We start from the raw sequence: 23,763 nt of genomic DNA, 5'->3' as shown, positions 1-23,763 counted from the left end.
AGCTCCCGTCAATTCATGAAGCTCTGCGCCAGGGACCCCAGCAGCAGTTGCCAGCCATCGACCAGCACGAACAGCATCAGCTTGAACGGCAGCGAAATGGTGGCGGGTGGCACCATCATCATCCCCATCGCCATCAGCACGCTGGCCACGACGAGGTCGATGATCAGGAACGGAATGAAGATCGTGAAGCCGATCTGGAACGCGGTCTTCAGCTCGCTTGTGACGAAGGCCGGCACCAGCACCGAGAACGGCACGTCGTCCGGGCTCTGCATTTCGGGCGTCTTGGCCATCTGGGCGAACAGCGCCAGGTCTTTCTCGCGCGTCTGGCGCAGCATGAAGGCACGTACCGGCACCGCGGCGCGCTCCGCGGCGGCCTCCAGGCTGATGCGGTTTTCGGACAGCGGCTTGTAGGCGTCGGCGTAGACCTTGTCGAGCACCGGCGACATGACGAAGAACGTCAGGAACAGCGACAGGCCCACCAGCACCTGGTTGGGCGGCGACGACGCCGTGCCCAGCGCGTTGCGCAGCAGGCCCAGCACGATGATGATGCGCGTGAAGCCCGTCATCATCAGCATGGCCGCCGGCAGGAACGACAGCGACGTGAGCAGGACCAGCGTCTGGATCGACAGCGACCAGACCTGGCCGCCACCGGCGGCGGCGCGGCTGGTGACGCCCGGCAGCGACTGCGCCAGCGCGGCGTCGGGTGCGAGCCACAGCGCCAGCGGCAGCAGGGCCAGCAGGGCGGCCGCCACGCGCGACGGACGCACGAAGGGCTTCACGGGTAGCCGCTGGACAGCGGCGGCACGCGGCGATTTCATTTCTTGAGGTTTTCCTGCATGGCGCGCATCAGGCGTTCGCCGAAGCCGCCCTGCATGGGCGGGGTCGGCGGCGAGCCGGTGGGCGCGCCGCTGTCCGGCTGTGCCGGAAGCGTATGGAGCGGGCGGATTTCGTTGGGCGAGACACCGAGCACGAGCCAGGTATCGCCCACTTCCACGGTCACAACCTTCTGGCGCGTGCCCAGCGCCAGGCTGTTCACGACCTTGATCGATGCGTTGCCGGCGCCGTGGCGCACCAGGCCGGTGCGGCGCGCGACCCAGGCCATGCCCAGGATCAGCGCGATGACCGCGAAGAGGCCCAGGCCCGCCTGGGCCAGGCTGCCGCTGCTGCTGATCGCCGGCGCGTTGCTGGCGAACGCGTGGCTGGCGGCGGCACTGCTGGCGGGGTAGCCCGCCGGGGCGGTGCCGCGCACGGCATCAGCGGCCTGCGCGCCGGTCGCGGCAAGGCCCGTGAGGACGATGCCCGAGGCAATGCGCGCGGCAACTGCGGACCGGCGCGAGGCGGCTGTCATTTGTTGAGCTTCCGGATACGTTCGGACGGCGTGATGATGTCCGTCAGGCGAATGCCGAACTTGTCGTTCACCACCACCACTTCGCCCTGGGCGATCAGGTAGCCGTTCACGAGTACGTCCATCGGTTCGCCGGCCAGGCCGTCGAGTTCCACCACCGAGCCCTGCGCCAGTTGCAGCAGGTTCTTGATGGGCACCTTGGTGCGGCCCAGTTCCACGGTCAGTTGCACGGGGATATCGAGGATCATCCCGATATCGTTGTGGAAGCCGCTCGGTGCCTCCTGTGCCAGGGGCGGGAATACGGTGGAAGCCGCGGGCGCGGCGGTCGCCATGGCCGAGGCCGCCGGTGCCGTGGTAGTGGCCGCTTCGGCAGCGGGCGCAGCCTGTTCGACGCTGGTCTGCTCCGCCAGGGCGCTGGCCCAATCGTCCATCGGATCGACCGGCTTGTCCTGAGTGCCGTCAGTCATGATCGGTTTCCTTGTTGGGATCGCTGTCTTGGTAATTGATCATTCGTTCCACGCGCAGTGCGTACTGGCCGTTCATCGTGCCGAAACCGCACTGCATGACGGGCACGCCGTCAACCTTGCCGAAGATCTTCTCCGGCAATTCGATCGGCAGCACGTCGCCTTCACGCATGGCCAGAACCTCGGCCACGGTGCTGCGCAGGTGCGCGAATTCGGCCACCAGTTCCACTTCGGCGGCACGCAGCTGGTTGGAAAGCTGGCCCAGCCAGCGTTTGTCCACCTCGACTTCGTCCTGCAGCGGATTCATCAGCAGATCGCGCAGCGGCTCGATCATCGAGAAGGGGATACAGATATGCAGTTGCCCGCCCACGGCGCCCAGTTCGATGTGGAACGCCGTGGTGACCACGGCATCGTTCGGGCCGGCCACGTTGGCGAACTTGGTGTGCATCTCGGAGCGGACATAGTCGAACTCGATCGGATGCACGGTGCGCCAGGCCTGGCTGTAGCTGTTCAGCGTCAGGTCCAGCATACGGCGGATGATGCGCTGCTCGGTCTGGGTAAAGTCGCGGCCTTCCACGCGGGTGTGGAAGCGTCCGTCGCCGCCGAACAGGTTGTCGACCACCAGGAACACCAGGTTCGGGTCGTACACGAACAGTGCGGTGCCCCGCAGCGGCTTCATGTGAACCAGGTTCAGGTTGGTCGGCACCGGCAGGTTGCGCACGAAATCGCCGTACTTCTCGATCCTGACCGTGCCGACCGAGATGTCGGCGCCGCGGCGGATGAAGTTGAACAGCGCGGTACGCAGTGCCCGGGCAAAACGCTCGTTGATGATTTCGAGCGTGTGCAGGCGGCCGCGGACGATACGTTCCTGGTTGGCCAGGTTGTACGGCCGCACACCGCCTTCTTCGACGACCGGTGCGCTGGCCGCTGGCGTATCGGCTTCGCCGGATACGCCTTTCAGTAGTTCGTCTACCTCGTCCTGCGAGAGGAACTTGTCGTAGGCCATCTAGTGTCCTGCCCCGTGAACGGCTGTGAGGATGAAACGGTCCATGTCCGGCTTCAGACGTCGCGCGTCACGCGACGGCAGGAAAGAAGTTCGGCGGGCAGTTTCATATCTATCGGTTTGGCTCAGGGTTCGCGGTGCGGACAGCAGTGTTACTGCACCACGAACGAAGTAAACAAGACATCCAGGATCTTCTGCGGCGGCAGACCCGGGGCAAACGGCTGGCTGATCGCCGCCTGGATGTCCTGGGCCAGCTTGCGCTTGCCTTCCACCGTGGCCAGATCGGCCGGCTGGCGTGCCGAGAGCAGCAGCAGGATGCGGCTGCGTGCTTCCGGCTGATACTGCGCCAGACGTCCCTGGGTGTCGGCATCCGCCACCTTCAGCGACAGGCCGGTGTGCAGGAAGCGGTCGCCGTCATCGCTCTTGAGGTTGACGGTGAACGCATCCAGCGGCACGAAGATCGGCGGCGGCACCACCGGGGCAGCCGGAGCTGCCGGCTGGTGATTGCTGCTGAGGATGCTGCCAAGGAAAAAGCCGCCAGCAGCCAGCACCACTACCAGCACGCCGCCGCCAATCAGCAGCAGTCGGCCGCGCTTGCTCGAAGTGCCGCCAGTCTGGGAGGGGGAAAGCGTGTTCGCCATGAGATGCCTGTGTCGGAATGCCTGCCATTCTTCCTGAATCGCAGGTAAGCAAAGGGCCGATAAAAAGGGGGAAACCCGCTTAGCTTGGCCGTTTGAGCCAGCGGGCATCGGGCGCAGGGGCGCATTGGCGCGCCATTTGCGCCTGCTACGCTGGTTAACGATAACGGGGCGCGGAACTTAAGACGTGCATGTCGGGAATCCCGCGAATCGTGATGTAAAAGTAATCCATGAGCCGCTTTTGGTCCGACGCTGCCCTGCGGCCTTGCCTGCTGCCGGAACCGTTCTCATCTGCAGCTTTGCAACATTCCTTCGCCCGCGAAGCCTTGTCGTATCGTGTTTCCGCCAATTTAACTCTTATATAAGATATAAGACATTTGATCTCCGGCGGACTTCGGATTACAATCACGCGGCCGCTGGCGGTATTGCGCCGCCGGCCCACAAGAGACAAGGCAGTACCCGTTACAACCCTATTAACAGCAGGTTCCCATGCTTGATACCTATCGCGCCCATGTCGCCGAACGCGCTGCGCTTGGCATTCCTCCTCTGCCGCTGACCGCCAAGCAGACGGCCGAGCTGATCGAACTGATCAAGAACCCGCCGGCGGGTGAAGAGCAGACCCTGGTGGACCTGATTACGTACCGCGTGCCGGCTGGCGTGGACGACGCTGCCAAGGTCAAGGCTTCGTACCTGGCCGCCGTGGCCCTGGGTTCGGAAAAGACCGCACTGATCTCGCGCGCCCGCGCCACCGAACTGCTCGGCACGATGCTGGGCGGCTACAACATCTCGCCGCTGATCGAACTGCTGGACGACGCCGAAGTGGGCGCCGTGGCCGCCGACGCGCTGAAGAAGACGCTGCTGATGTTCGACGCCTTCCACGACGTGAAGGAAAAGGCCGACAAGGGCAACGCCCACGCAAAGGCCGTGCTGCAGAGCTGGGCCGACGCCGAGTGGTTCACGAGCCGCCCGGAACTGCCGCAATCGCTGACGATCACCGTGTTCAAGGTGCCGGGCGAGACCAACACCGACGACCTGTCGCCGGCCCCCGATGCCACCACGCGCCCGGACATCCCGATGCACGCGCTGGCCATGCTGAAGAACAAGCGCGAAGGCGCAGCGTTCCAGCCGGAAGAAGACGGCAAGCGCGGCCCGGTGGCATTCATCGAATCGCTCAAGGACAAGGGCAACCTGGTGGCCTACGTCGGTGACGTGGTCGGTACGGGTTCCAGCCGCAAGTCGGCCACCAACTCGGTGCTGTGGTTCACGGGCGAAGACATCCCCTTCGTGCCGAACAAGCGTTTCGGCGGCGTGTGCCTGGGCAGCAAGATCGCCCCGATCTTCTACAACACGATGGAAGATGCCGGCGCGCTGCCGATCGAACTCGACGTGTCGCAGATGGAAATGGGCGACGTCGTGGAACTGCGCCCGTACGAAGGCAAGGCCCTGAAGAACGGCGCCGTGATCGCCGAATTCAAGGTCAAGTCGGATGTGCTGTTCGACGAAGTGCGCGCCGGCGGCCGCATTCCGCTGATCATCGGCCGTGGCCTGACCGCCAAGGCCCGCGAGGCGCTGGGCCTGGCCCCGTCGACGCTGTTCCGCCTGCCGCAGAACCCGGTCGACACTGGCCGCGGTTTCACGCTGGCCCAGAAGATGGTTGGCCGCGCCTGTGGCCTGGCCGAAGGCAAGGGCATCCGCCCGGGCACGTACTGCGAACCGAAGATGACTTCGGTGGGCTCGCAGGACACCACCGGCCCGATGACGCGCGACGAGCTGAAGGATCTGGCCTGCCTGGGCTTCTCGGCCGACCTGGTGATGCAGTCGTTCTGCCACACCGCCGCGTATCCGAAGCCGGTTGACGTGAAGACGCACCACACGCTGCCGCAATTCATCAGCACCCGTGGCGGCATCTCGCTGCGCCCGGGCGACGGCGTGATCCACTCGTGGCTGAACCGCATGCTGCTGCCCGACACCGTCGGCACTGGCGGCGATTCGCACACCCGCTTCCCGATCGGCATCAGCTTCCCGGCCGGTTCGGGTCTGGTGGCCTTTGCCGCCGCCACCGGCGTGATGCCGCTGGACATGCCGGAATCGGTGCTGGTCCGCTTCAAGGGCAAGATGCAGCCCGGCGTGACGCTGCGCGACCTGGTCAACGCCATTCCGCTGTACGCGATCAAGCAGGGCCTGCTGACCGTGGCCAAGCAAGGCAAGCAGAACATTTTCTCGGGCCGTATCCTCGAAATCGAAGGTCTGCCCGACCTGAAGGTGGAACAGGCCTTCGAACTGTCGGACGCCTCGGCAGAGCGTTCGGCAGCCGGCTGCACCGTGCGCCTGAACAAGGAACCGATCATCGAATACATCAACAGCAACATCACGCTGCTGAAGTGGATGATCGCCGAAGGCTACCAGGACCCGCGCAGCCTGCAGCGCCGTATCAAGGCCATGGAAGCATGGCTGGCCGATCCGAAGCTGCTGGCTCCGGACGCCGACGCCGAGTACGCTGCCGTGATCGAAATCGACCTGGCCGACGTGCACGAGCCGATCGTGGCCTGCCCGAACGATCCGGACGACGTGAAGACGCTGTCGGACGTGGCTGGCGCCAAGATCGACGAAGTGTTCATCGGTTCGTGCATGACCAACATCGGCCACTTCCGTGCCGCGTCGAAGCTGCTGGAAGGCAAGCGCGACATCCCCGTGAAGCTGTGGGTCGCCCCGCCGACCAAGATGGATCAGAAGCAGCTGACCGAGGAAGGCCACTACGGCGTGTTCGGCACGGCCGGTGCGCGTACCGAAATGCCGGGCTGCTCGCTGTGCATGGGCAACCAGGCACAGGTGCGCGAAGGCGCCACGGTGATGTCGACCTCGACGCGTAACTTCCCGAACCGTCTGGGCAAGAACACCAACGTGTACCTTGGCTCCGCCGAACTGGCCGCCATCTGCTCGCGCCTTGGCCGTATCCCGAACAAGGAAGAGTACATGGCCGACATGGGCGTGCTGAACGCCAATGGCGACAAGATCTACAAGTACATGAACTTCGACCAGATCGAAGACTTCAAGGAAGTGGCCGATACCGTGACAATCTGACGCACGTTTCTCCGCCACGGCAGTTGCAGTGGCAGCCTGGCGGCGAAACGGCCTGATGATTGATGAACCCCGCCCGCGTGCAAGCGCGTGCGGGGTTTTTTATTGCCGACCGGAAAGCCGAACGTCCGGCACGGCCCTGCGGCCGCAGCGGGTGAATGGGCGGGATCGACCGTGCTGGACCAGCGTTACTTGGACTTCGCCCCGTCGGTATAGGGGTCTGGATTGCCGGTCTTGGCGCCGTCGGTGTACGGATCGGGTTTGCCTACGCGCGCGCCGTCGGTGTACGGGTTGTACTTGTCCGACTTGGCGCCGTCAGTGTACGGATCGGCCTTGGCCGACGGGGCCAGGTCGCTGCGGGTCGACTTGTTCGCGCCTTCGGTATAGGGGTCGAACTTGCCGGCCTTGGCGCCATCGGTGTAGGGATCGGGCTTGCCCTTGGCGCCGTCGGTGTACGGGTCGGCCTTGCCGGCCTTGGCGCCCTGCGAATACGGATCGAACTGCTTGGTCTGCGCGTGCGCAAGTGGAGCCATGGCCACGGCTGCCGCGGCGACGATCAGGCTGGAAAGAAGTGTCTTGCTCATGGGAGCCTCGCCAGATTGGGGGCGCGATTCAAGGGCCCGCCCGAGTGCGCCCATCAAGCCATCGGGCAGGCGGCATGACGCAAGTCTGAGATTGCTGTCATTTGCAAGGATAGACCTTGCCGCTGGAACATGCCGACGGCAGGCCATGCCAGCGCCGGCACGGTGTTCGTCAGTGGGAATTGCCCTTGCGCTCGCGCGCCGTCTCGCGCACATGCACGGCCGGCACATCGACCACGTCCCCCTTGGCGGTGGCCACGGCCGCGATGTCGGGCATCACCGGGATGGCCGGCAGCAGCACCGGAACGCCGAGCCAGTGGCCCAAGGCATCCATCCAGGCACGCTGGGTGGCCGCGCCCAGCTCCAGCATGGCGTTGGCGTAGTGCAGCGGGATCGACATCAGCGGCATCTGGCTGGTCCACTGCCGCGCGTAGAGTTCCTCGGGATCTTGCGGCATGAAGCATGAGGCCCAGTCGAACTGGGTTTCCTCCACGATCGACCGCGAGAAGTCGGCATTCAGGCCCATCATCTTTTGCCAGTTTTCCAGCAGCTTGTTGTCGAACATCGCAAACGGCTGGAAGGCAGGCGGAAAAGCGAACGGCTGGAACGGCCAGTTGGCCCAGGGGTTCGTAGGTTGGCTTTGCATGCTGGAAAACTCCAGGTTGGAAACCGGTGAAAAACGCGTGGTACATCGCGGGCGGTGCAGCAAGCGCCGCATGTACAAGTCGATGGAACAGTGTGACCGTTCGGGGTGATGCCGGCTCTACGGCAGGCCATCGTGGCATCCCTTGGGCCGACCACCACATCGTTATCCATGACAGACCACGGGTCAACGGCGGATATCCCGGTTCCCCTTCGCGATTCGCGATGCACGGGCCAGACAGGTCGCGTAAGCCGGCCCGGTCACAACTGGCGCCCGCCGTCGTGCCGCAGGCACAATACGGGGCCGGACATTCAGGCGGATCGCCACCAGGAGAGGAAATGGAACTGCGGCAACTGCGCTACTTCGTGCACGTGGTGGAGCTGGGCAGCATGGGGCAGGCAGCCCAACGGCTGGGCGTGGTCACGTCTGCGTTGAGCCAGCAGATCAGCCGCCTGGAGAGCGAACTGTCCACGCGGCTGCTGCAGCGTACGTCCAGTGGCGTGGTGCCCACCGATGCCGGGCTGGCGTTCTGGCGCCAGGCGCAACTGGCGCTGCGTCATGCCGACGACGCCGCACATGCGGCGCGTACGGCGCGGCTGTCGGGCCATGTCAGCGTAGGCATGGCGCCAAGCACGCTTGCCGTGCTGGGGCCGTCGTTCATGCTGGCCATGCGCGACCGGTATCCCGATATCCGCCTGCACCTGGTCGAAAGCCTGTCGGGCGGCCTGGCCGCGATGATCGGCGCGCGCCAGCTCGACCTGGCCGTACTGTTCCAGCTCGAGCCGGGACAACGCTGGAGCAGCATGCCGTTGCTGGAAGAACGGCTGTTCGTGATCGCACGGCCCGACCAGCCTGGCCTGCCGGCCGCCGAGACCATGCCGCTGAGGGCCATCGGCGACCTGCCGCTGATCCTGCCAAGCGGCGCCCACGGGCTGCGCGCGGTGCTCAACGCCGCATCGGCGCGTAACCCGCGCCCGCTGAATGTGGTGGCGGAGATCGATGGCCTGGCGATGCTGATGGATGCCGTGCGCGCCGGCATTGGTGCCACCATCCAGCCCGGCGCGGCCGTGGCCCGCCATCTGGGCGACCCGCTGAGGCTGATCGAAATCGTCGACGCGGGGGTGAGCCGGCCCAACATGCTGGTGAGCCTGTCGGACGATGAACTGTCGCCCGCCGGTCTTGCCGCGCGAAGCGTGCTGGAGCAGGTGGCGCGCGAACTGGTGACGGCCGGGCGCTGGCCGGGTGCCACCCTTCACAAATCCTGAACACCGTCTGCTGCGTGGGGGCTGGTGCACACGGTGCACGGTCCGTAGAGTCGTGGCATTCGAACGATTCCAACGATTCCTGCAGGAGACTCGCATGACCCCACGCATGCCGCGCCGCATCGCGCTGAAGGCGCTCGGCGCCCTGGCCCTGGCTGCCGCCATCCCGGCCCCTTTCACCACCGCTGCGTTCGCCGCCGATGCCTGGCCGTCCAAGCCAATCACGCTGGTCGTGCCGTTTGCGTCGGGTGGCACCACCGACATCATCGGCCGTGCGGTGGGCCAGCGGCTGGGCGAGGCACTGGGCCAGCCCGTGGTGGTCGATAACCGGCCCGGCGCCGGCGGCACCATCGGCGGGGCGCTGGTGGCGCGCGCCAACCCGGACGGCTACACGTTCCTGCTGGCTACCGTGGCCCATACAATGGCCCCCGGCATCTACAAGACGCTGCCGTACGATTTCCAGAAGGACCTGGAACCGATCGGCATGGTGGCGCTGACGCCGAACGTGCTGATCGTCAATCCGTCGATTCCGGCCAGGACGGTTCAGGAACTGGTGGCCTACATCAAGGCCAATCCGGGCAAGGTCAACTATGGATCGGCCGGCATCGGCAGCACCGAGCACCTGTCTGGCGAGCTGTTCCGTGCGTCCACGGGCACCGATATCTCGCATGTGCCGTACAAGGGTGGCGCGCCGATGATGACCGACCTGATCGCGGGCCAGATCCAGATGGCGATCGAGACCAGCCCGTCGGCCAATCCGCATATCAAGAGCGGCAAGGTCAAGGCGCTGGCCGTGACGTCGGCCAGGCGTTCGGCCGCCTATCCCGGCGTGCCGACGGTGGCCGAAAGCGGCGTGCCCGGCTATGAGGTCACCACCTGGTATGCGCTGATGGCGCCGCATGGCACGCCCGAGGCGGTGCGCCAGCGCGTGAGCGCGGAGCTGGCCAAGGTGCTGAAGCAGCCCGACGTGCAGAAGCGATTCGACGAACAGGGCGTGACCGCCGGCGACATGACGCCGCAGCAGCTGGCCGGCTTCATCAAGACCGAAACCACCAAGTGGACCAAGGTGGCCAGGGATTCGGGCGCGAAGGCCGAATAAGCGCGCTCAGGCGGCCGCCGGGGCCACCCCGCGCGCCAGCATCTGCGCCAGTTCCACGGCCGGCACCGGCCGGCCGAACAGCCAGCCCTGGCCGTAGTCCACGCCCTGCGCGCGCAGGAAATCGGCCTGGGCGCGGTCCTCGATGCCTTCGGCCACCACCTGCAGGCCCAGCGACTGGGCCATGGCGATGATGTGCGGCGCCACGGTGCTCGACGCCGCCTCCTGCCCGATCGTGTCGACAAAGGACTTGTCGATCTTCAGCGCATCCACCTTGAAGCTCTGCAGGTAAGACAGGCTGGAGTAGCCCGTGCCGAAGTCGTCGATATAGACCGGGTGGCCCGCGTCGCGGAACGCCTGGATCGTGTCGCGCGCCACGTCCGGTTCCAGGAAGCCGCGCTCGGTGGCCTCGATGCGGATCTGTTCCGGCGAGATGCCGGTGCCGCGCAGGCGCGCGGTCAGTACGCCCAGGAAGCGGCGGCTCTTCAGGTCTTCCGTGCCGACGTTGATCGATACGTAGAACGATGGATGCCGGCGCAGCAGCGTGCCCAGTTCGGCCAGCACGATGTCGAGCACCTGGTCGGTGATCTGCTGGATCAGGCCAGCGTTCTCCGCCATCGGGATGAACAGGTTGGGGCGTACCAGCCGGCCGTGGCGGCGCCAGCGCACCAGCGCTTCGACGCCCACGCACTGGTTGTCCGACAGCGACACGATGGGCTGGTAGTGCACCGCCATCTCGTGGCGCCGCACCGCCCCGCGCAACTCGCCCTCCAGGCTGAAGCGGCGGGTGGCACGGCGCCAGACCAGGATGCCCAGCGGCACCCCGGCGGCCAGCCCGACGACCAGCCCGCCCACCAGCAGCGCCTTCCAGTTGGCCAGCAGCGCGGCGCGCGGCGCCAGCACCACCACCGCCAGCGGCATCGTGCGCGACTTGCGCAGGACGATCGACGCATCGTCGTCGTTGGCCGCGTCGCCGCCCGATCCATAGGCGTGGTCGGCGTAGGCGCGTTGCAGCCGCGGCAGGTTGGCGCCCTGCGACGCGGCGAAGATGCGCCCGGCATCGGTCTGCACGGCGGCCAGCATGCGCGATTCGCGGTCCACCACGTCGACGAAGGTCTGCGGGTCGAGCCCGACATAGCTGCCGTTGCGGCCCAGCAGCATCGACCGGCGCGGCGCGGCAAACGGGTTGGGCTGGTCGAACCAGTAATCCAGGCCGTCTGGCGTGCGCCAGTCCGGCGGCGGCAGGATGAACTGGTCGGCCTGCACCGCGCCCAGCAGGGCCGAGCACAGCCGCTTGCCGCCCCGGTAGGCGCCCGCATCCTGGATATGCCGATAGGTATAGGTGATGCGCCGCATCTCCACCAGGTGCGACGCCGCGCAGGGGTCCTCGCGCAGCGATTCCAGGTCCTGCAGTGCATTGAGTGCCTGGGTCATGACCGTCTCGGCGCGCGTGACAGCCGCATCGGCGAACACGCTCAGCTGCTCCGATTCGCGCCGGCTGGCTTCGAGCTGGGCCATGAATACGCCGATCCCCACCGGGAACAGCGTGGCCATCGTCGCCAGCACGATCGTCACCACCAGGAACCAGCTGCGCTGCATCGGGAGCCCTCAGGAGAGTGCGCCACGGAGGGCGCCCACGGCGCGGTGCGCGCCGTCCCATTCACAAACACACAAACCGGATTCGACAGTCTTGTCAGTGTTGCCTGATATCTGGAGCGGGGAAGTCTTGCGTTGCTGCACCACAAATCGCCTGCCTGCTCTGGGGAGCATAGCTAACAATCACCGCGCACGTTTGATACTTTGCGCCTGTTTTTGCCATGCCGACGCGCGACACGCGGGCCGTCGCCCGACAGGCGGCACAGCCGTGACCACAGGGTAAGGGATATTTGTCTACGCCCGGATTCATCCCGATGGCGGGGTGGTGGCAGGCCTGGCTGTGGCGAAGGCATCATATGCGAGGGATCGCCAGGAGGCCAGACAGGCGGGCCGCCGAAGCGGCCAAGCGGCAGAGGGGGGGCGGATCAGGGCAGATGGAGGCAGGTAACGCCTGGGCGCGGGCGCAGCAAGTCCGCGCTGTGTCGCCCCGGCTACGCTTTTCGACGGCGGCCGGCCGTTGGACGGCGCTCAGATGGCCGACTTCAGGACCGCGCCAGTGGCGAAGAAGCTCTGCAGGTTGTCGAACACCAGCCCGGCCATTGCCGCCCGGGTCTCGTGCGTGCCGCTGGCCACGTGCGGCAACAGCACCACGTTGTCCAGCGCGAACAGGGCTTCGGGCACCCTGGGCTCGTGCTCGAACACGTCCAGCCCGGCGCCGGCAATGCGCTTGTGCGTCAGGGCATCGACCAGCGCCGCTTCATCCACCACCGTGCCACGGGCGATATTGATCAGATAGCCCTTCGGACCCAGCGCCTTCAGTACGTCAGCGGACACCAGATGGCGCGTCTCGGGCCCGCCCGAAGCGGCGATCACCAGAAAATCGGCCCACTCGGCCAGCGCCTGGAGCGACGGCTCGAAGCCATAGGGCACCCCTTCCTGCGCCTTGCGGCCGAAGTAGCGCACCGCCATGTCGAAGCCGCTCGACCGTTTGGCGATGACGCGGCCGATGCGGCCCATGCCGACGATGCCCAGCCGCTTTCCGCTGACGCGTGTGGTCAGCGGATACGGGCCCTTGAGCCAGTCGCCACGGCGCACGTAGCGGTCGGCGGCGCTGACCTGGCGCGCGGCGTCCATCAGCAGCGCGAACGCGGTGTCGGCCACGCAGTCGTTGAGCACGTCGGGCGTGTAGCCGACGGCAATGCCGCGTGCGCGGGCGGTGTCCAGGTCCAGCTTGTCCAGGCCCACGCCGAAGCTGGAAATCACGCGCAGGTTCGGCAGCGTGGCCAGCATCGCGGCGTCCACGCCGGTGGCGGCGCGCGTGGTCATTGCCACGAACTGGCTACCGTGCTGCGCCAGGTAGGCGGCAGGATCGCTTTCGGCCCAGAGCGGATGCACGTCGAAATGCTCGGCCAGACGGGCTTCGGTCTGTTCCGGGAGCCGGCCGTGCTGCAGGAGGCGGGGTTTCATGCGAGAAGAGTCCTTTTCTGATGGAAGTGTCCGGGCGCGCGGGTCAGTCGGCGCTCAGGTGATTATCGGCGATGATCCTTGCGTAACGCTTGCGGTCGTTGGCGATGGTCTCGGCAAACTGCTGCGGGGTGCTGCCGACGGGAATCGCACCCTGTTCGATCAGCTGTTTCTTCACCTCCGGCATGGCCACCACCTTCTTCACGTCGGCGGCGATCTTGTCGACGATGTCCTTCGGCGTGCCGGCGGGCGCCAGCAGGCCCACCCAGGAACCCGACTCGGCGTTCTGGATGCCGGCCTCGGCCAGCGTGGGCACGTCGGGTATCGACGGCGAACGCACATGGCCGGTCACGGCCAGCGCACGCAGCTTGCCGGCCTTCACGTGGCCGGTGGTTTCCAGGATCGACGCGAACAGCATGTCCACGTTGCCGGCCATCAGGTCGGTCATGGCCGCGCCGCCGCCCTTGTAGGGCACGTGCAGCATGTCGGTGCCGGTGGCGGCCTTGAAGATCTCGCCGGACAGGTGCGGCGAACCCCCCGTGCCGGAGCTGGCGAACGTCAGCGTGCCGGGCCTGGCCTTGGCCAGCGCCACCAGTTCCTTCGGCGTTTTCGCGGGCAGGCCCGGCGTGACCACCAGCGCGAACGGCAGTTCGGCCATCATCGTCACCGGCACGAAGCTGTCGGGCTTGTAGTTGAGCTTCTTGTACAGGAACGGGTTGATCGACTGCGTGCCGACGTTGCCGGCCACCAGCGTGTAGCCATCGGGTTTGGCGCGCGCGGTCAGTTCCAGGCCGACGTTGCCCGCGGCGCCGGGGCGGTTGTCCACCACCACGGGCTGGCTCCAGATCTGCGACAGCCGCTGTGCGACGAGCCGCGTGCCGATGTCGGTGCCGCCGCCGGGCGTGAACGGCACGATGATGGTGACGGGCCGGGTCGGCCAGTCGCCCTGCGCGTGGGCGCCAAAGGCAGCCGTGACGGCCAGGGCCGCGGCGGCGGCAATGCGGGCAGTCTTCAACATGGGTTTGTCTCCGGAATTGTTTTAGGTTTCTATGTCTGGGATTGCGCGTCAGCGGCCGCGGGCGTTGCGCCAGGCCGCGAAATCGTTGCGTGCCTGTTCGGTGGTCGGCGGATAGAGCCCGATGATCGAGCGCCCGTTGCGCACTTCCTCGGTCACGAAGTCCTCGAACGCGGTCATTTCCACGGCCTCGGCGGCGATCTCCTCGGCGATGTGCCACGGAATGACGACCACGCCTTCGGCATCGCCCACGATCACATCGCCGGGGAACACCGCCACGTCGCCGCAGCCGATCGGCACGTTGAATTCCAGCGCCTGGTGCAGCGTCAGGTTGGTGGGCGCCGACGGACGATGGTGGTAGGCGGGCATGGCCATCTGCGCGATCTCGGGCGAATCGCGGAAGCCACCGTCGGTGACGATGCCCGCGCCGCCGCGCTGCATCAGCCGCGTGACCAGGATCGAACCGGCCGAGGCGGCGCGCGCGTCCTTGCGGCTGTCGATCACCAGCACGGCGCCGGGTGGGCACTGCTCGATGGCCTGGCGCTGCGGATGGTTCGGGTCCTGGAACACGGTGATGGGATTCAGGTCCTCGCGCGCCGGGATATAGCGCAGCGTGAACGCTTCGCCGACCATCGTGCCGGCGTCGGGGTTGAGCGGGCGTACGTCCTGGATGAACTGGTTGCGCAGGCCGCGCTTGAACAGCGCGGTGCAGAGCGTGGCGGTGCTGACGGTCTTCAGCGCGTCGCGCAGACCGGAACCGAGCGGGGTCATGGGGTGGCCTCAGTAGATGCTCGGTTCGCCCACGGGCTCGCCGAAATCGGTTTGCAGGAAGTCGAAATCGCAGCCGTCGTTGGCCTGGCGCACATGGCGCGAGAACATGTAGCCGTAGCCGCGCATATAGCGCGGCGGCAGCGGGGTCCATGCGGCGCGGCGCGCGGCCAGTTCCTCGTCGGACACTTCCAGATGGATGCTGCGCCGGTCGATGTCGACCGAGATCAGGTCGCCCGTCTTCACCAGGGCGAACGGACCCCCGATGTAGGCCTCGGGGGCCACGTGCAGGATGCAGGCGCCGTAGCTGGTGCCGCTCATGCGCGCATCGGACATCCGCAGCATGTCGCGCACGCCCTGCTTCACGAGCTTTTTCGGGATCGGCAGCATGCCCCACTCGGGCATGCCGGGGCCGCCCTGCGGGCCGGCGTTGCGCAGGATCAGGATGTGGTCGGCCGTGACGTCGAGGTCCTCGTTCTCGACAGCGGCCTTCATCGACGGGTAGTCGTCGAACACCAGCGCCGGGCCCGTATGTTTGAAGAATCGCTTCTCGCACGCGCTGGGCTTGATCACGCAGCCGTCGGGCGCGATATTGCCGCGCAGCACGGCCAGCGCGCCTTCCTGGTACAGCGCGTTCTCGCAGGTCCGGATCACGTCGTCGTTGTGGACCTCGGCGCCCGCAATGTTCTCGCCCAGCGTGCGGCCGGTGACCGTGGGGGCGTCGAGGTGAAGCTTGTCGCGGATGCGGTTCATCAGTGCCGGCAATCCGCCCGCGTAGAAGAAGTCCTCCATCAGGTAGGTGTCGCCGCTGGGCCGGATGTTGGCGATCACCGGCACATGGCGGCTGGCGCGGTCGAAGTCGTCCAGGCCGATGTCGTGGCCGGCGCGACGCGCCATGGCAATCACGTGGATGATGGCGTTGGTGGAGCAGCCCATCGCCATGGCCACGGCAATCGCGTTCTGGAACGATGCATGTGTCTGGATGCGCTGCGGCGTCAGGTCTTCCCAGACCATGCCGACGATGCGCCGGCCGGCCTCGGAGCACATGCGGATGTGGTTGGCGTCGGCCGCCGGAATCGACGATGCGCCGGGCAGCGTCATGCCGATGGTCTCGGCAATCGCGGTCATCGTGCTGGCCGTGCCCATCGTCATGCACGTGCCGTGGCTGCGCGCGATGCCGCCCTCGATGCCGATCCACTCCGTCTTGCTGATATTGCCGGCGCGGCGCTCGTCCCAGAACTTCCAGGCGTCGGAGCCCGATCCCAGCACCTGGCCCTTGTAGTTGCCGCGCAGCATGGGGCCGGCGGGCACGTAGATGGCCGGCACACCGGCGCTGGTGGCGCCCATCAGCAGGCCCGGGGTGGTCTTGTCGCATCCGCCCATCAGCACCGCGCCGTCGATCGGATGCGAGCGGATCAGCTCTTCGGTCTCGATGGCAAGCAGGTTGCGGTAGAGCATGGTGGTCGGCTTGACCGAGCTCTCGGACAAGGAAATGGCCGGTAGTTCCACGGGGAAACCACCGGCCTGCAGGATGCCGCGCTTCACGTCGTCCACGCGCTGCTTGAAGTGCGCGTGGCAGGGGTTGATATCGGACCATGTGTTGATGATGGCGATGAGCGGCTTGCCCATCCATTCATCGGGCGCGTAGCCCATCTGCATGATCCGCGAGCGATGCCCGGACGAGCGCAAGTCGTCGGGCGCGAACCAGCGCGCGCTGCGCAGCTGGTCCGGCGTTTTCTTATGTGCCGTCATCGTTGTCTCTTCCACCTGGAATCCTGCCGGTCGCGTAGTTGTACGACGACTGGGGTTTCGGGAATTAAAGCACTAATATATTAGTACGTCAACGCAGGGATTTCCGCAGCCGGTTCGGCTAGAATCGCGCGCAACATTCCAGTCATTTACGCATGGCCGCCACGCTCCCCAATCCGTCCACGCAGTTTCAGTTCGACCGCACGCGCCAGGCGGCGCCGCAGGTGTTCGAGCATATGCGCGACCAGATCATCTCGATGGCGCTGCCGCCCGGCACGGTGCTGTCGCGCCCCGAACTGGCGCTGCAATACGGCATCAGCCAGACGCCGGTGCGCGATGCGCTGATGCGGCTGGCCGAAGAAGGGCTGGTCGATGTGTTTCCCCAGCACGCCACACGCGTCAGCCGCATCGACGTGGCACTGGCGCGGCAGGCGCACTTTCTGCGCCGCTCGGTGGAGGTGGAGATCGTCCGGACCCTGGCCGGCGCGCCCGATGAGGCCCTGGTGGAACGGCTGCGCGCCACGGTGGCACGCCAGCAGCGCATGCTGGAACTCGACGACCTGGCCGAATTCACCGCGAACGACCAGTATTTCCATCGCCAGCTCTACGAGGCCGCCGCCGTGCCGGACCTGTTCGGGCTGGTGCGCCGCCAGAGCGGCCATCTGGACCGCCTGCGCCGGCTGCACCTGCCGATTCCGGGCAAGGCCAATGCAGTGCTGCGCGACCATACCGCGATCATCGACGCCATCGCCGCCGGTGACGTGGCTGCCGCCGAGACCGCGCTGCGCGACCACCTGACCGGCACCCTGGCCAACGTCGAGGACATCCGCTCGCGCTTCCGCGACTACCTGCGCTAAAGCCGCGCCCGCCGGCCCGAATCGGGGCAGGGCGTTTGTTTTTGGCAACGGCTCGCCCGCCATCTACCCACTACATGGGTAATGACAGCTTCAATGCATTCGTCAATCACGAAGGATTTGTCGATTGCTGGCGGAAATTGATAGATTTCGGAGGTATTTATTGCCGGGTAGACCAAGATGTCCGCCAGAGTCACCATTACCAGCAGCGATCAACTGGGGCAGGTGCTCCAGGGCGCGCGCAAGATCGCAGGCCTGACCCAGGCCGACGCCGCCGCACGGCTGGCCATCAGCCAGAGCCGCATTTCCCATATGGAGCTGAATCCGGAGACCATCAGCGTCGCCCAGTTGCTGGCGCTGCTGGGGGCCTACGGCATGGATCTGATCGTCGAGCCCCGCGCCGTGCGCGATGCGTTGCTGGAGAAGCTCGAATGGTAGCCGGCGCGGGCCTGCGTGCGCCGCGCCCGGCCCGTCAGGGCAGATAGCCCAGCAGCTTCCACCAGAGGTAATCGAGCGGCAGCAACACCACCAGCGTGATGGCGGCCATGGTCAGGCAAAGCCGCGTGCCGTGCCGCAAGCCTACGCCCCCAAGTTGCATCGCAATCACGATCGGCGGCGACTGGTACGGGAAGAACACCGTCGAGAACACCGGCACCTGCAGCATCAGCACCGATTCCAGCGGCAGCCCCGTGGCATTGGCCAGGTCGCGCGCCAGCGGCGTGAGCACGGCCGGCAGCGCGGGTAGCGTCGACATCAGGCCCAGTACCGCACCCATGGCGCCGATGGTGCCCACGTTGGCCGCCGTATGGCCGGGTGTCAGCGGCAGCACCTGCAGCAGGCCGGCACTGATGGCGCTGCCCAGTCCGGTGGATTCCACCACGGCCCCGAGCCCCAGAAAGCCGGCCACATAGATCAGCGGTACCAGATGCACCTGCTCGGTCAGCGCCTTGGGCGATACCAGGCCGATGCCGGGGAGCAGGCAGACGATGCACGCCGCCAGCGAAATCCAGGCTGGCGAGATGCCATGCCACGCGTCGGTGGCGAACCCGGCCACCGCCAGCGCAAGGATGACGGCCAGCGCGCGCTCCTGGGCCCCCATCGCGGTCTGCGTGACAGGCGCCTGCGCCGGCATCGGACCGTTTTCCGGGAACAGCTTGCAGATTAGCCAGATGAGCACCACGGTCTTCAGCGCGCCCAGCACCGGGAAATGCAGCAGCAGGTAGCTGCCGTAGCTGAGGTTGATGTGATAGAGCGAGCTGGCCGCGCCCAGCAGCACGCTGTTCGGGATGTTGGCCGGCAGGATGGTGGTGGGTGGCATGTAGCTGGCCGCCGCGACGGTCATTACCATGCCGATGCGGCCGTTCGACCCGGCGGCGAAGCCCAGCCGGTCGGCCAGTGCGAGCACGATCGGCATCAGCAGCAGCACGCGGCCGGTGGTGGAGGGCATCAGGAACGCCAGCCCGACCGCGCTCAGCGCCACCGTGGTGATCACCTGAGGGTAAGTGCCCACCCGCTTGTGGAAGATGATGTCCGCCAGCCGTAGCGCCAGCCCGGTACTGCGCAGCGCCACGCCGGTCACGGCGCCACCGAACATCAGCCACCATGCCGTCGAGGTGAATCCCGAAAACACCACGGTGGGCGGTGCGATATGGAATACCACCGCTGACAGGAAGAACAGCAGCGTGGCCGTGGGTTCCGGCAGCACGCCAACGGCCCAGCAGGATACGGTCGACAGCACCAGCGCGCCGGCCCAGATCAGCGCCGGCGGGGCATGCAGGGCGCTGCCCGCAATCCAGACGGCGCTGATGCAGGCGCCAATCAGCAGCGCGGCACGGATCGAATCGGCAGGGCGGCCGGCCAGTGGCGCGGGCTTGGGAGCGGAAGGGGGCGTCGGGGGTGTGGCTTCGGGGCGTGCTTGGGCGCTGCCGGGTGTGGCTGACATCTGGGATCTGTCTCGCGAGCGGGGCCGGTCGCCTGGGACGCCGGTCTTGTTTTATGAGCAAAAGTGCTGAGCCGCTATCGTATGGTTGTCTGATGAAGCGGGCAACTGCCGCGCGCGGGTCAGCGTGTTTTGCGGAACGTCAGGTTGATACGCGCGCTGCCGGTCAGTGCGTGGTCCCCCGCAGCCAGCGGCGCGATGCCGTGGAACACCAGCCGCGAGGGGCCGCCCCAGACCACTACGTCGCCATGCGCCAGCCGCACCCGCGACGGGCGGTCGGCCCGGCGCTGGCCGCCCCACAGAAAGATGGCCGGCAAGCCCAGCGACACCGACACGATGGGCGCCCGCAAGTCGAGTTCATCGCGGTCCTGATGCAAAGAAAGCCGTGTACCGGGCAGATAGCGGTTGATCAGGCACGCATCGGGCACAAAACCGGGATACCCGGCCGCCTCGGCGGCATCGAGCGCCAGGCGCCGGAACGCCCCCGGCATGTCCGGCCAGGGCCGCCCGGTATCGGGATCGATCGGGTCATAGCGATACCCGGTACGGTCGGACACCCAGCCGCGCTCGCCACAATTGGTCATCGCCACCGACATCCGCAGCCCGCCCGGCGTGATCAGGTGCCGAAACGGTGAGCCGGCGCTGACTTCGCCCACCGCCTGCAGCAGCGCAGGCCCGATGTCACGCGCAAAGCCCCGCAGGACAACGGCACCGGGACCCAATGGCTCAACGGCTGGCGGCGTATCGGGATCGGCAGGAAGGGCGTCGAAGAGGTCGAAGGTCATGGCAGTCAGGGTGCAGGCCGATCATACCGGGTGGCCGCCGTCGTGTCGTTTCGTTGACGACGTGGATTGCCCGTTTCGTTTATTTCGATTATGGTCGGGCAATGCAGCAAGGAGTGACATATGACCATCCTCGACCCTCGCACCACGCTCCCCGCCGACAAGGAAGTCGAAATTGCCCTGCGCGGCCAGCGCGAGCTTGCGGCCTACCTTCGGACACACATTGACACACAGCGCATCCAGATTTTCGATGAGAAGGATGAGGCGCATCAAATTGAGTTGCCAACCACAGCCCTACGCTTGCTGCTCGATATCCTGGCGGAACTGGCGGCTGGCAATGCGGTGCAAGTCGTTCCGGTACATGCCGAACTGACGACCCAGGAAGCTGCGGACTTGCTGAACGTGTCCCGACCCTATCTGGTCAGCCTGCTCGAAGCTGGCGAGCTGCCGTTCCACAAGACCGGCAAGCACCGCCGTATCCGTTTCTCGGACCTCATGGCCTACAAGGCCGCACGGGACGCGGAGAGCGAGAGGCTGATGGATGAGTTGGTTCGTGAAGCACAGGCCCTGGGCATGGGCTACGAATGAGATGTTCGACCTTTACTGCGCTTTATGATGCGTGCGTCCTCTATCATGGGAGTGGATCGCTTTCTGGCCAATTTCACGAGATTGGGCCTGACGCGGACAGTGAAGTCGCTGTCCGCATTCAGGTCGGTGATATAGCCGTCGGCGACAACCTATCGCGACACCTTCCCCATCCCCTCCAGCAAGGCCTTGTGAAACGCCGCCGCATCCTGCATCTGCGGGGCGTGGCCCAGTTCCGGGAATTCCACCAGCGTCGTGTTCGGGATGGCCTTGGCCGTGGTCTGGGCCAGCTCCGGGTAGCGGCCCAGCTTTGGCTGCACGTCGGCCGGGGCGGCGTCCTTGCCGATGGCCGTGGTGTCCTTGTCGCCGATCATCAGCAGCGTGGGAGCCTGGATGGCGCCCATTTCGTAGACAACGGGCTGGGTGTAGATCATGTCGTAGAGCAGGGCGGAGTTCCATGCCACGATCTGCTTGCCCGGGCCGCGATACATGCCAGCCAGCATCTGCACCCACGGCTCGTATTCCGGCTTCCACTGGTTCACGTAGTACGTGGATTTCTCGTAGTTGCGGATGCGATCTGCCGTGGTGTTCAGCTCGCGGGCGTACCACTGGTCCACCGATAGCGAAGGCACACCTTTGGCCTTCCAGTCCTCCAGCCCGATCGGGTTCACCAGCACCAGCTGCTTCGTTTCCTGCGGATACATCAGCGCATAGCGCATGCCCAGCATGCCGCCCGTGGAGTGCCCGATCACGGTGACGTCGCGAATGCCGATCGATGCCAGCAGGTCATGCGTGTTACGCGCCAGTTGCTGGAACGTGTACTGGTAGTGCGCCGGTTTGGTCGACTTGCAGAAGCCCACCTGATCGGGTGCCACCACCCGGTAGCCGGCGCTGCTGAGCTGGCGGATGGTCTCCTGCCACGTGGCGCCGCAGAAGTTCTTGCCGTGCAGCAGCACCACTGCGCGGCCGTTCGGTTTTTCGGGTTTGACGTCCATGAACGCCATCTCCAGGGGCTGTCCCTGCGACGGGAACTTGTAGCGTTGGACCGGATAGGGGTAGTCGAAGCCTTCCAGCTCGGGGCCGTAGGCGGGGCCGCCATCGGTTGCGCCGGCCGCGTGGACGGGCGGGGCGAGGGTGGTGAGGGTTGCGAAGGCGGTCGCCAGCGCGAGCGCGGCAAGCTGGGTCGGACGAACGAGGGGCGGGCGAAGGCTGGGCATGGTCATTGGCCAGGGGGCGAGGGAGCGAGGGGACGGGTGTGGATATGGTCGCTCAAATGACCGCCCCGTGCGCGCTTAAGTTCCGGGTTGCCAGCATGAAAAAAGCCCGCCTTCCTTCCCGCAAGGCGGGGGAAAGGGCGGGCTTTGCGGGGTCGGGACGACCCTGTGCGTCAGGCGAACGTATCGACCTCGCCACGTGCCAGCGTGCGCGGGGCGCGCGGTGTGGCGGGGGCGGCAGGCGCCGCCGTGTCGTTGCCGAAGCCCATGGCCTGGCCGAAGCTGCCGCCGTTGCCGGCCTGGCGTTGCGGCTGCTGTTGCTGACCACCCGAGTTGGCTTGCGCAAAGCTGTCGGCGCCCACCGATGTCTGGCCAAGCTGGATGCCCGCTTCGGCCATCGACGTGCGCAGGTGCGGCAATGCGGCCTCCACGGCGGCGCGCACGGTCTGGTGCGGCGATACGAACTGCGCCTGGGCCTGGTCGTTGACCACGTTCAGCACCACCTTCAGCGGGCCCAGGTTGGGCGGGTTCAGATCGAGTTCGGCGGTCTGGTTGCCCTGGGTGGACAGGCGCACCATCTGCTGGCCCAGTGCCTGCGACCACTGGCTGTCCCCGACGTTCGGGGCGATGACCGGGCGCGCGGCAACGGCGGTGGCGTTGGCCTGGGCGGCCTGGGCCGGCGTCTGCGCGGCAAGGGCCGATGCGATGGTGGCGGCGCTGCTGGCATTCGTCGCGCCCGTGTCCACGCCTTCACCGATACGTGCGCTCGCCTGTGCGACGGCGAACGGCGTGACCGGTGCCTGCGCCGGCTGGCTGGCCGGGGCGTCGCCGGCCGGCGTCAGGGCCGGCTGGTTCTGATGGCCCAGGTTCGCATGCTGCTGGCCGGCGCCCTGGCCGCGGGCGTCCTGGGCGGCGGCCTGGGCCGGCGCGGTGGCGGTGGCGGCGATCTTGTCCGCAGTCGTCGGTGCGGTGTTCTGCAGCGTGGCGCGTTGCTGGGCGATCAGCGCCAGCGTATCGGCCGGACTGGCGGTGGTGCCCTTGGCGGCCGTGTCCACGGTGGCGGCAGGCAGCCTGGCTTCGGCCTCTGCCTGCAAGGCCGCGGCATCGGTGGCCGGATCGGCAGCGGCGGCGGCTGCGGTGGATGCGGAGGCCGCGGCGGCGGCAGCGGATGCGCTGGCACCCTGGGCCGTGCCCTGTGCCGACGGCAGCGTCGGCAGGCCATTGATCGCACTGGTGTCGACGCCGGCCGTGCTGGCGGCGGCAGGGGCCTGCGGGACCGGGGGCTGCGTCAGCAGCGCGGCTGCGGCCAGTGCGGCGGCGGCCGCAGCGGCATCGGTCGATGCGGTGTCGTCGGTCTCGCCATCCTTCGCCTCGTCGGTCTTCGGCTGGCCCTTGGCGGCCACCTTGCCGGTGTCCTTCTGCGGCAGCGCATTGTTGGCGGCGGGCTGCTGCGGCTTTTGCGCGGCGCTGCCCTTCGATGCGTCGGCCTGCTTGCCGTCCTTGGCCGGCACCTTCGCCTGCGCGGCGGCCGGCGCGGATTGCTGACCATCCTGGCGTGCGCGCGACAGCGCATCCTGGAACGGGTTGGCATCGCCAACCTTGCCGGCGTCCGGCGACTTGAGGTTCCCGAGGGCTGCGGCGGTGTTGCCGACGATCTGGCTGATATCGATCATTGTGGTCTTTGGCA

At 66.7% G+C, this 23,763-nt stretch carries 22 protein-coding genes; 6 read left to right on the top strand and 16 right to left on the bottom strand.

Annotated elements, in window-relative coordinates; all coding sequences use genetic code 11:
• Positions 1-8 precede the first annotated feature (8 nt).
• The 5 genes from fliP to fliL form a co-directional block, all read right to left on the bottom strand.
• On the bottom strand, positions 9-818 hold the full coding sequence (gene fliP / locus AC3FJ6_RS12150) for a flagellar type III secretion system pore protein FliP (RefSeq protein ID WP_488772087.1): 810 nt from the start codon (positions 816-818) through the stop codon (positions 9-11).
• Positions 815-1,348, bottom strand: a complete 534-nt coding sequence (fliO, locus tag AC3FJ6_RS12145; RefSeq protein ID WP_488772086.1) for a flagellar biosynthetic protein FliO — start codon at positions 1,346-1,348, stop codon at positions 815-817. Before fliO ends, fliP begins: the two co-directional genes overlap by 4 nt.
• Positions 1,345-1,812 (bottom strand): flagellar motor switch protein FliN, encoded by a 468-nt coding sequence (fliN, locus tag AC3FJ6_RS12140; RefSeq protein WP_488772085.1) that lies wholly within the window; start codon positions 1,810-1,812, stop codon positions 1,345-1,347. Before fliN ends, fliO begins: the two co-directional genes overlap by 4 nt.
• Entirely contained in the window at positions 1,805-2,815 is a 1,011-nt protein-coding gene (gene fliM, locus AC3FJ6_RS12135) for a flagellar motor switch protein FliM (RefSeq protein ID WP_153945858.1), read from the bottom strand. Before fliM ends, fliN begins: the two co-directional genes overlap by 8 nt.
• Positions 2,816-2,964: 149 nt before the next feature.
• On the bottom strand, positions 2,965-3,453 hold the full coding sequence (gene fliL, locus AC3FJ6_RS12130) for a flagellar basal body-associated protein FliL (RefSeq protein ID WP_488772083.1): 489 nt from the start codon (positions 3,451-3,453) through the stop codon (positions 2,965-2,967).
• A gap of 486 nt (positions 3,454-3,939) precedes the next feature.
• Between fliL and acnB the strand changes: the two genes are divergently transcribed.
• Positions 3,940-6,531 carry a bifunctional aconitate hydratase 2/2-methylisocitrate dehydratase gene (acnB, locus tag AC3FJ6_RS12125; RefSeq protein WP_488772082.1) on the top strand — a complete coding sequence of 864 codons (2,592 nt, stop codon included), beginning with the start codon at positions 3,940-3,942 and terminating at the stop codon, positions 6,529-6,531.
• A gap of 185 nt (positions 6,532-6,716) precedes the next feature.
• On the opposite strand, the gene AC3FJ6_RS12120 is transcribed toward acnB, so the two are convergent.
• Positions 6,717-7,112 carry a hypothetical protein gene (locus tag AC3FJ6_RS12120; RefSeq protein ID WP_488772081.1) on the bottom strand — a complete coding sequence of 132 codons (396 nt, stop codon included), beginning with the start codon at positions 7,110-7,112 and terminating at the stop codon, positions 6,717-6,719.
• Between the two features lie 169 nt (positions 7,113-7,281).
• On the bottom strand, positions 7,282-7,755 hold the full coding sequence (locus AC3FJ6_RS12115; RefSeq protein ID WP_488772080.1) for a polyhydroxyalkanoate granule-associated phasin: 474 nt from the start codon (positions 7,753-7,755) through the stop codon (positions 7,282-7,284).
• Positions 7,756-8,090: 335 nt separating this feature from the next.
• Here AC3FJ6_RS12115 and AC3FJ6_RS12110 point away from each other — a divergent pair, with 335 nt between their 5' ends.
• Entirely contained in the window at positions 8,091-9,017 is a 927-nt protein-coding gene (locus tag AC3FJ6_RS12110; protein WP_488772079.1) for a LysR family transcriptional regulator, read from the top strand.
• Between the two features lie 94 nt (positions 9,018-9,111).
• On the top strand, positions 9,112-10,113 hold the full coding sequence (locus AC3FJ6_RS12105) for a tripartite tricarboxylate transporter substrate binding protein (protein WP_488772078.1): 1,002 nt from the start codon (positions 9,112-9,114) through the stop codon (positions 10,111-10,113).
• Between the two features lie 6 nt (positions 10,114-10,119).
• On the opposite strand, the gene AC3FJ6_RS12100 is transcribed toward AC3FJ6_RS12105, so the two are convergent.
• From AC3FJ6_RS12100 to araD, 5 genes are all read right to left on the bottom strand, one after another.
• Positions 10,120-11,709 carry an EAL domain-containing protein gene (locus AC3FJ6_RS12100; RefSeq protein ID WP_488772077.1) on the bottom strand — a complete coding sequence of 530 codons (1,590 nt, stop codon included), beginning with the start codon at positions 11,707-11,709 and terminating at the stop codon, positions 10,120-10,122.
• A 525-nt stretch (positions 11,710-12,234) separates the two neighbouring features.
• Positions 12,235-13,173 carry a 2-hydroxyacid dehydrogenase gene (locus AC3FJ6_RS12095; protein WP_488772076.1) on the bottom strand — a complete coding sequence of 313 codons (939 nt, stop codon included), beginning with the start codon at positions 13,171-13,173 and terminating at the stop codon, positions 12,235-12,237.
• 43 nt (positions 13,174-13,216) lie between these two features.
• On the bottom strand, positions 13,217-14,188 hold the full coding sequence (locus AC3FJ6_RS12090) for a Bug family tripartite tricarboxylate transporter substrate binding protein (RefSeq protein WP_488772075.1): 972 nt from the start codon (positions 14,186-14,188) through the stop codon (positions 13,217-13,219).
• A gap of 48 nt (positions 14,189-14,236) precedes the next feature.
• Entirely contained in the window at positions 14,237-14,956 is a 720-nt protein-coding gene (locus AC3FJ6_RS12085) for a ribonuclease activity regulator RraA (RefSeq protein WP_488772074.1), read from the bottom strand.
• Positions 14,957-14,965: 9 nt separating this feature from the next.
• The gene (gene araD / locus AC3FJ6_RS12080) at positions 14,966-16,705 is read right to left on the bottom strand and encodes an L-arabinonate dehydratase (protein WP_488772073.1); all 1,740 of its coding nucleotides are present in this window, start codon (positions 16,703-16,705) and stop codon (positions 14,966-14,968) included.
• Positions 16,706-16,857: 152 nt separating this feature from the next.
• On the opposite strand from araD, the gene AC3FJ6_RS12075 reads away from it, so the two are divergent.
• On the top strand, positions 16,858-17,559 hold the full coding sequence (locus tag AC3FJ6_RS12075) for a GntR family transcriptional regulator (protein ID WP_488772071.1): 702 nt from the start codon (positions 16,858-16,860) through the stop codon (positions 17,557-17,559).
• Between the two features lie 177 nt (positions 17,560-17,736).
• Entirely contained in the window at positions 17,737-17,994 is a 258-nt protein-coding gene (locus tag AC3FJ6_RS12070; RefSeq protein WP_092599362.1) for a helix-turn-helix domain-containing protein, read from the top strand.
• A gap of 34 nt (positions 17,995-18,028) precedes the next feature.
• On the opposite strand, the gene AC3FJ6_RS12065 is transcribed toward AC3FJ6_RS12070, so the two are convergent.
• Entirely contained in the window at positions 18,029-19,498 is a 1,470-nt protein-coding gene (locus tag AC3FJ6_RS12065; RefSeq protein WP_488772070.1) for an SLC13 family permease, read from the bottom strand.
• Between the two features lie 119 nt (positions 19,499-19,617).
• Entirely contained in the window at positions 19,618-20,280 is a 663-nt protein-coding gene (alkB, locus tag AC3FJ6_RS12060) for a DNA oxidative demethylase AlkB (protein WP_488772069.1), read from the bottom strand.
• A gap of 120 nt (positions 20,281-20,400) precedes the next feature.
• Between alkB and AC3FJ6_RS12055 the strand changes: the two genes are divergently transcribed.
• Complete coding sequence (locus AC3FJ6_RS12055) at positions 20,401-20,865, top strand: helix-turn-helix domain-containing protein (protein ID WP_153945871.1); 465 nt, start codon at positions 20,401-20,403, stop codon at positions 20,863-20,865.
• Between the two features lie 149 nt (positions 20,866-21,014).
• On the opposite strand, the gene AC3FJ6_RS12050 is transcribed toward AC3FJ6_RS12055, so the two are convergent.
• Positions 21,015-22,079: an alpha/beta fold hydrolase gene (locus tag AC3FJ6_RS12050; protein ID WP_488772068.1), complete on the bottom strand. Its 1,065-nt coding sequence runs from the start codon at positions 22,077-22,079 to the stop codon at positions 21,015-21,017.
• A 170-nt stretch (positions 22,080-22,249) separates the two neighbouring features.
• Positions 22,250-23,749, bottom strand: a complete 1,500-nt coding sequence (locus tag AC3FJ6_RS12045; RefSeq protein WP_488772067.1) for a flagellar hook-length control protein FliK — start codon at positions 23,747-23,749, stop codon at positions 22,250-22,252.
• Positions 23,750-23,763: the final 14 nt, after the last annotated feature.

This window comes from Cupriavidus sp. 94F1, from assembly GCF_057798875.1.
The sequence above is the reverse complement of the archived record's forward strand: the minus strand, read 5'-3'. Positions and strand labels throughout refer to the sequence as shown.